Raw genomic sequence first — 6465 nt, 5'->3', positions numbered from 1 at the left:
GAAAGTCATTGACTGGGTTACTTACGATGACGCCGATCTGTACAACCCGGGCAGCTAATCGCCGCATGTTAAAGGGGTAAGTTGAACGACCATCTATCCAAAACATTTGAGGAGGAAATACTCATGAACCAAGAAAAAATGCAATGGCAAGCTCCAACGTTGGAAGTTTTGGATGTCAATGAAACAGCAGCAGGTAAAGGCTGGAAAGTCATTGACTGGGTTACTTATGATGATGCTGATCTGTACAACCCGGGCAGCTAATCCATTTCTATTCAAGTAACAGGCTCACCCCTGAATCCAAAACCTTTGAGGAGGAATACGAATGAATCAAGAAAAAATGCAATGGCAAGCTCCAACCTTGGAAGTTTTGGATGTACATCAAACAGCGGCAGGTAAAGGCTGGAGAGTCATCGACTGGGTTACTTATGACGATGCGGATCTGTACAACCCGAGCTGATTTTCATATTCAATCATTTTAATAACGTATAAGGAGGAACACAGGATGAAACAAGAAAAAATGCAATGGCAAGCTCCAGCAATGGAAGTTTTGGAAATGAACGAAACTGCCGCAGGTAAAGGCTGGAAAGCAATTGACTGGGTCACTTATGATGACGCAGACCTGTACAACCCAGGTAGCTAATTAAATTAGCGCCAGGTCAAGGCTGAAAGGTCATCGACAACGTCGATTATAAATGATGCAGATTTGCGTAAGTCTTGCTGATTGTTTTTGGTAAGCGACCTGTGTTGCTTCGTAAGACCAGCAGTAGTGTAATTCTCAAAGTGACCCTTATACCCCAAAAACGTATAAGGGTCCATTTTCTTCAACAGGACCAGAGCATGATGGAATCACCGGTGTGCATTAAGTTCCGGAAGCGATCAGCCAGGGAACCTATCGGGAGGTTATTACTATTAACACGATCCAACAAACCGTATATCAAGCCTTTGGTCTACGGATTAAAAGCGAAATTTCCTTGCCTGAGCTACAGCAAGTTAACAATACAAATAGATCAGCTGACGTGACCGTCCGTTTTGCGGATTTGTCCCAGTGGGCGGAAGCCATTTCTACCCGTGATACCAATTTTACGATGCAGCCGCCAGGCTTTATGTTCCAAATGCCCGATACAGGCATATTCTGTATTCACGAAGGTAACAGTATCATAATCGATCCTGCACCCCAGGTCAGTGAAGCCAAACTGCGCCTGTTCATACTTGGAACCTGCATGGGCATTCTGTTGATGCAGCGTGATATTTTCCCACTGCACGGCAGTGCATTATTAATCGAAGGTCAGGCTTATGCTTTTGTCGGTCATTCGGGAGCAGGCAAGTCCACGCTTGCAGCTACCTTTATGCAGGCAGGGTATCCGCTCATCAGTGATGATGTAATCGCCGTGAATTATGAGAATGGAGTGCCTCATGTATATCCGGCTTATCCACAGCAGAAGCTGTGGCAGGAAAGTCTGAATCATTTTGGTATCTCATCCGATCAATATTCTACGCTGCATGATGAATACGATAAATTCGCAATTCCGGTCGGTGATCGGTTTTATAACCAGCCTGTACCGCTTGCAGGAGTATTCGAATTGGTGAAGACGGATGCACCGGAAGCTAGTATTATAGAATTAAATCGGCTGGAACGTCTCCACATTATGCTGGCGCATACCTTCCGCGGTGCAATTGTTCCGCGTCTGGGTCTGAAGCAGCGCCATTTCTCCCAGTTTGCCGCACTGGCAGGGGAGCTTGATGCTTATCAGATTCAGCGTTCGACGACCGCTTTTACCGCACCTGCCATTATGGAAAAAGTCGTTCAGATCATCCAATCCAAAAATCACGCCGCATCCCGCTCGGGCAGCAACAGTTGAACCGTTACGGATGAATGTGCCAAGGAGATTAAATCACTCATTTAATCCATACCAGAACTAAACATATCAGCCTAGCCATGAAAGGGGAAACGTTAATGTCTAACCAAATGATAAATAGCGAACAAAAAATCACCCAAAATTCCAACTATATCGCCAGCGATATGAATGGAGAGAAAGTCATGCTGGATATCGAGTCCGGTAAATATTACAATCTGGGCGCTATTGGAGGCCGAATCTGGGATATCAGTGAGAATCCGGTCACTGTAGATGAGATTGTAGCCGTACTGCTGCAGGAGTATGACGTAGCGCAGGACGTATGCAAACAGCAGGTGAGTGTATTTGTAGAGAAAATGCTGCAGGAAGGGCTGGTTGAGGTCAATGGCGCTGCCGTTCGCTAAATTGTCCAAAGCAGCCAAACTGCGCAACTATCCGGCTGCGATGCGCAAGCTGATGCTGGAAGCTCTCTTTTACCTGGCCTGGGGACGCATTATGAAGATGCGCCCGTTTGCCAAAGTGTCGCCGTCACTGGGCGATTATATGCAGGAGACCACGTACGAATCGGATCGGGACGCTCACCGTCAGGCGGTGCAGATCTCCAAAGCGCTGCATCTGGTCAGCCAGACTTTTAGCAAGCAGAATATTCCGGCTCTCCAGCTCAAAGGCCCGGTGCTCGCTCAGCTATTGTACGGTGATCTGTCCCGACGCACGTCCAAGGATCTGGATGTACTGGTGCCGATGGATCGTATAGAAGCAGCCGAGCAGGCACTGTTGGAACTTGGTTACACCAAGACCCAGGAAGTCGACCGGACGCTGGATAAATGGAAATGGCGCTATAATCACGAATCCTATACCCATGAACGTACCGGCGTAGAGATTGAGCTGCACTGGCGGCTGAATGGAGATGCCGGTGCCGAACAAAGCTTTGACGATCTATGGACACGTAGACAAACTATGCAGTTTGGCGGTACATCCGTGCATATGCTCGGCAAAGAAGATCTGCTGATCTATCTGGCTGTCCATGGTGCACGTCATGCCTGGTTCCGTCTGCGCTGGCTGGCAGATATCGATAAACTGGTGCGTATGGATATCGACTGGGAACTGCTCGCACGTCTGGTGCGTCAGTACAAGAGCAGTCATATTGTCGGTCAGGCATTCCTGCTGGCGGCTGCTTTATTGGAGACTCCGGTAACGCCGCAGATGGAAGTGCTGATGAATCAGCCGCGTGCCAGAGACCTGGCTCGTCGTGTGATTGTATTTATCCGGGAAAAGGTAAGCCTCTGTCCGGAACCGGAAACCGAGCGACTCGCACAGCAATACCGTTCCTATCAATATGCACTGCGTACCAACGGTCAAAAGGCATTATTCTGGTGGCGCAAGATGACACCGGATGCATGGGATATGCAGACACTGCCGCTGCCGAAGCCGCTGCATTTTATGTATTATCCGCTGCACCCGTTTCTGCTGTTATACCGGCGGAATCAGCGGCGTAATGCATTGCAGCGGGAGGTGGGCCAGTGAATGAGCTGCGCAGCTATGTAAATGAACTACGCCAATATGGCGGCAAACGAATCTATTTCTATATTGGTCTGATGCTCGTCATCAGTCTGCTTGATATGGTCACGCTGTATATGCTTGTCCCTCTGCTCAGCCTGATTGGGGTATTCGGCGGTGCCGGCAGCAGTACACTGCCTATGGCTTCGCTGTTTGAGCCGCTCAAGCAGATGCCGGTTACGACGACGCTAATTATTATTTTATCGGTCTACAGTCTGCTGACAATTGTACAAGGACTGATGCAGCGCAAACAGGCGATTATGGGCGCCGAGATCCAGCAAGGATTTATCAAGAGCCTGCGTCTGCGTGTATATCGCTCGATTATGCGTTCCAACTGGTCCTTTTTCCTGCGTAAGCGCAAGTCGGATCTGAGCCATATGCTGACCACCGAGCTGGCCAGGGTCAGTCAGGGAACGAATCTGGTCCTGATGCTATCCACTTCGCTGCTGTTTACCGTGATTCAGATCGGATTTGCCATGGTGTTATCCTTCAAGATGACCCTGCTGGTAATGATCGGTGGCGGACTGCTGGCCTTGTATTCACGCAAGTTTGTCCGTAAGTCCAAAACATACGGGGATAAAATGACCCAGCTGTCACAGGATTATTTCTCCGGTATCCAGGAGAATCTGAACGGAATCAAGGATATCAAAAGTAATATGCTGGAATCTTCGCACTTTGATTGGTTCCGCAATATGGCCAACAAGCTGGAATATAATCTGATCCAGCAGATTCGCCTGAATTCGGCTACCCAGCTGATCTACAAGCTGATCTCGGTCGTATTCATTGTCGGTTTTATCGTACTATCCGCGCAGGTATTCAAGCTGCAGCCGGAGCGTTCAGTGCTGATCGTACTGATCTTTGCCCGCTTATGGCCAAGATTCAGCGGTATTCAGTCCTATCTGGAGTATATCGGTGCACTGCTGCCTGCGTTCCGCGCACTGTCCAAGCTGCAGACCGAATGTGAGCAGGCTGAAGAATCATATCGTCCGGTTGGGTATGGTCAAGGACCGGTACAGCCACTGCAGCAGGGTATTCGCTGTGAGCAGGTGTCATTCCGCTACAGTGAAGAGCATGACAATGCGCTGAAAGATATTAATCTGTTTATTCCGGCAGGTCAGATGACTGCTGTCGCCGGACGTTCGGGAGCGGGCAAGAGTACGCTGATCGATATGCTGATGGGGCTGATGGAGCCGCAGGATGGCAAAGTGACTGTAGATGGAGAAGTACTGACTGGAGAGCGTCTGCTGTCCTGGCGCAACTCTATCGGTTACGTCGCTCAGGAGCCGTTTCTGTTCCACAGCAGTATTCGTGAGAATCTGATGCTGGTGAAGCCGGACGCGAGCGAAGACGAGCTGTGGGAAGCATTGTCCTTTGCAGCTTGTGATGAGTTCGTACGGAAGCTGCCGGATGGACTGGATACAGTTATTGGCGACCGCGGGGTTCGTCTGTCTGGGGGAGAACGCCAGCGTATCGTGCTGGCACGAGCTATCCTGCGCAAGCCGGAAGTGCTGATTCTGGATGAAGCGACCAGCTCGCTGGATACCGAGAATGAAGCCAAGGTACAGCTCGCGCTGGAGAAACTCAAAGGCAAGATCACACTGATTGTTATTGCCCACCGTCTATCCACAATCCGCAATGCCGATCAGGTGATCGTGATGGATCATGGACAGATTGTGCAGCAGGGTGGATTTAACCAGCTGTCCAGTGAGACCAAGGGAACCTTCCATCAGCTGCTAGCCTATCAGACAGCTGCCCAGTAATGCGGTTCGATTTTATTTTGTCGGACAAAGTATAATCATGCAGAAAAGGAACAGATCGCTGCGATGCAGTGGGATCTGTTCCTTTTTTATCGTACGGATTGAAAAATCAACGATAGGGTACAGCATTTCATGCGGATTGGCATTTAGTTAGAACATGTGAAGGTTTAAAAGTTTAAAGATTCGCCAATCACTCACCCTAATTCAAGATACGATCTACCTGTCCAGCGGATCACTGTATATCTGCAGGATTTATTTCAAATCCAGCCAATCCAGTTCTTCACGTGTCAGTGTAATCTGCGCACCCTCATCACAGGATAGCAGTTCTTCACGGTTCTGTGCTCCGATCAAAGCACAGGTCGGAAAAGGCTGATTGAGTACATAAGCCAGCGCAATCTGGATCGTAGTACTCTGCTTCTGTCCAGCCAGTTCTCCAGCACGGCGCAGCCGCTCCCAGTTCTCATCGCTGTAGAATACGCGCACCAGATCTTCATTATCCCGCACCTCCGGGGTAAAGCGTCCGGTAAAGAAGCCCCGCGCCTGTGAAGACCAGGATAGCAGTGGCAGCTGGGTCTGTTCATGCCAATCCAGTGTTTCGCGGTCAGCGGAGACACAGCCTGCCCAGAATGGCTCATTGGCTTTGGCAAGACTCAGATTGGGACTACTGAAAGTAAAACCGGTTAATCCATGGGAAGCGGCATAGTCATTCGCTTCCTGTAGCCGCTGCCAGGTCCAGTTGGAAGCGCCGATAGCACCGATCCGTCCAGCTTCGACATGCTCGTTAAGCGCTTCCAGAATAGAGCCTACAGGAACAGACGGATCATCACGATGCAGACCATACAGTTCGATAAAGTCGGTCTTCAGCCGCTCCAGGCTGGTCATCAGGTCGCTACGGATATCCTCTGCATTCACACGTGGTCCATGCTGATCATGATGGGCACCCTTGGTCAGAATGACCAGTGCTTCACGGTTACCGCGTTCCTGCATATATTGGCCAAGCACTTCCTCGCTCTCACCGCCGCAGTAAATATGGGCAGTGTCTATTGTCGTACCGCCAATTGCCAGAAAAGCATCCAGATTCGCAGCTGCTTTTTCATACGTATCATGCTTAAAATAGTCTGTACCTTTGATCAGGCGAGAGACTGGTTTGCGTGCACCTTCAATTTGGATATATTCCATGTCTTATATCTTCCTTTCGTATGAGGAATCGATTACCTGTATGTTGTGATTATAATGAATTCAAAAAGGCTTGGAAATGATAATATATTGAATAGGTTAACACAATATTGTCATTAGAG

General features: G+C 49.2%; 8 protein-coding genes. 7 read left to right on the top strand and 1 reads right to left on the bottom strand.

All coding sequences use genetic code 11. The features are described from left to right. Positions 1–123 precede the first annotated feature (123 nt). The 7 genes from H065_RS27640 to H065_RS0103085 all read left to right on the top strand — a co-directional run bounded on the left by H065_RS27640 (position 124) and on the right by H065_RS0103085 (position 5170). A complete protein-coding gene (locus tag H065_RS27640) occupies positions 124–261 on the top strand; it encodes a paeninodin family lasso peptide (protein WP_017811555.1) in 138 nt (45 codons plus the stop codon). Between the two features lie 61 nt (positions 262–322). Beyond that, positions 323–457 carry a paeninodin family lasso peptide gene (locus H065_RS27635; RefSeq protein ID WP_017811554.1) on the top strand — a complete coding sequence of 45 codons (135 nt, stop codon included), beginning with the start codon at positions 323–325 and terminating at the stop codon, positions 455–457. Positions 458–502: 45 nt separating this feature from the next. After that, positions 503–640, top strand: coding sequence for a paeninodin family lasso peptide (locus tag H065_RS27630; RefSeq protein ID WP_017811553.1), 138 nt, complete (start codon positions 503–505; stop codon positions 638–640). A 376-nt stretch (positions 641–1016) separates the two neighbouring features. Next, positions 1017–1859 carry a hypothetical protein gene (locus H065_RS25070; RefSeq protein ID WP_017811552.1) on the top strand — a complete coding sequence of 281 codons (843 nt, stop codon included), beginning with the start codon at positions 1017–1019 and terminating at the stop codon, positions 1857–1859. Between the two features lie 95 nt (positions 1860–1954). Beyond that, positions 1955–2257: a lasso peptide biosynthesis PqqD family chaperone gene (locus H065_RS0103095; RefSeq protein ID WP_017811551.1), complete on the top strand. Its 303-nt coding sequence runs from the start codon at positions 1955–1957 to the stop codon at positions 2255–2257. Beyond that, positions 2238–3377, top strand: coding sequence for a nucleotidyltransferase domain-containing protein (locus H065_RS25065; protein WP_017811550.1), 1140 nt, complete (start codon positions 2238–2240; stop codon positions 3375–3377). The genes H065_RS0103095 and H065_RS25065 overlap by 20 nt, the downstream gene beginning before the upstream one ends. After that, positions 3374–5170 carry an ABC transporter ATP-binding protein gene (locus H065_RS0103085; protein WP_017811549.1) on the top strand — a complete coding sequence of 599 codons (1797 nt, stop codon included), beginning with the start codon at positions 3374–3376 and terminating at the stop codon, positions 5168–5170. Before H065_RS25065 ends, H065_RS0103085 begins: the two co-directional genes overlap by 4 nt. A gap of 249 nt (positions 5171–5419) precedes the next feature. Here H065_RS0103085 and H065_RS0103080 read toward each other — a convergent pair whose 3' ends face one another. Continuing rightward, positions 5420–6346, bottom strand: a complete 927-nt coding sequence (locus H065_RS0103080; protein ID WP_017811548.1) for an aldo/keto reductase — start codon at positions 6344–6346, stop codon at positions 5420–5422. Between the last annotated feature and the right edge of the window lie 119 nt (positions 6347–6465).

The sequence above is a fragment of the Paenibacillus shenyangensis genome (assembly GCF_000346635.1).
GTDB lineage: Bacteria > Bacillota > Bacilli > Paenibacillales > Paenibacillaceae > Saccharibacillus > Saccharibacillus dauci.
Note: the sequence above shows the minus strand (reverse complement) of the source record. Positions and strands in the feature narration are given on the sequence as shown.

What these genes read in the sequence shown, in the direction of transcription:
- H065_RS25065 (WP_017811550.1), top strand. Translation starts at nt 2,238, where the DNA reads ATGGCGCTGCCGTTCGCTAAATTGTCCAAAGCAGCCAAACTGCGCAAC.
- H065_RS0103095 (WP_017811551.1), top strand. Translation starts at nt 1,955, where the DNA reads ATGTCTAACCAAATGATAAATAGCGAACAAAAAATCACCCAAAATTCC.
- H065_RS0103080 (WP_017811548.1), bottom strand. Translation starts at nt 6,346, where the DNA reads ATGGAATATATCCAAATTGAAGGTGCACGCAAACCAGTCTCTCGCCTG.
- H065_RS27630 (WP_017811553.1), top strand. Translation starts at nt 503, where the DNA reads ATGAAACAAGAAAAAATGCAATGGCAAGCTCCAGCAATGGAAGTTTTG.
- H065_RS27635 (WP_017811554.1), top strand. Translation starts at nt 323, where the DNA reads ATGAATCAAGAAAAAATGCAATGGCAAGCTCCAACCTTGGAAGTTTTG.
- H065_RS27640 (WP_017811555.1), top strand. Translation starts at nt 124, where the DNA reads ATGAACCAAGAAAAAATGCAATGGCAAGCTCCAACGTTGGAAGTTTTG.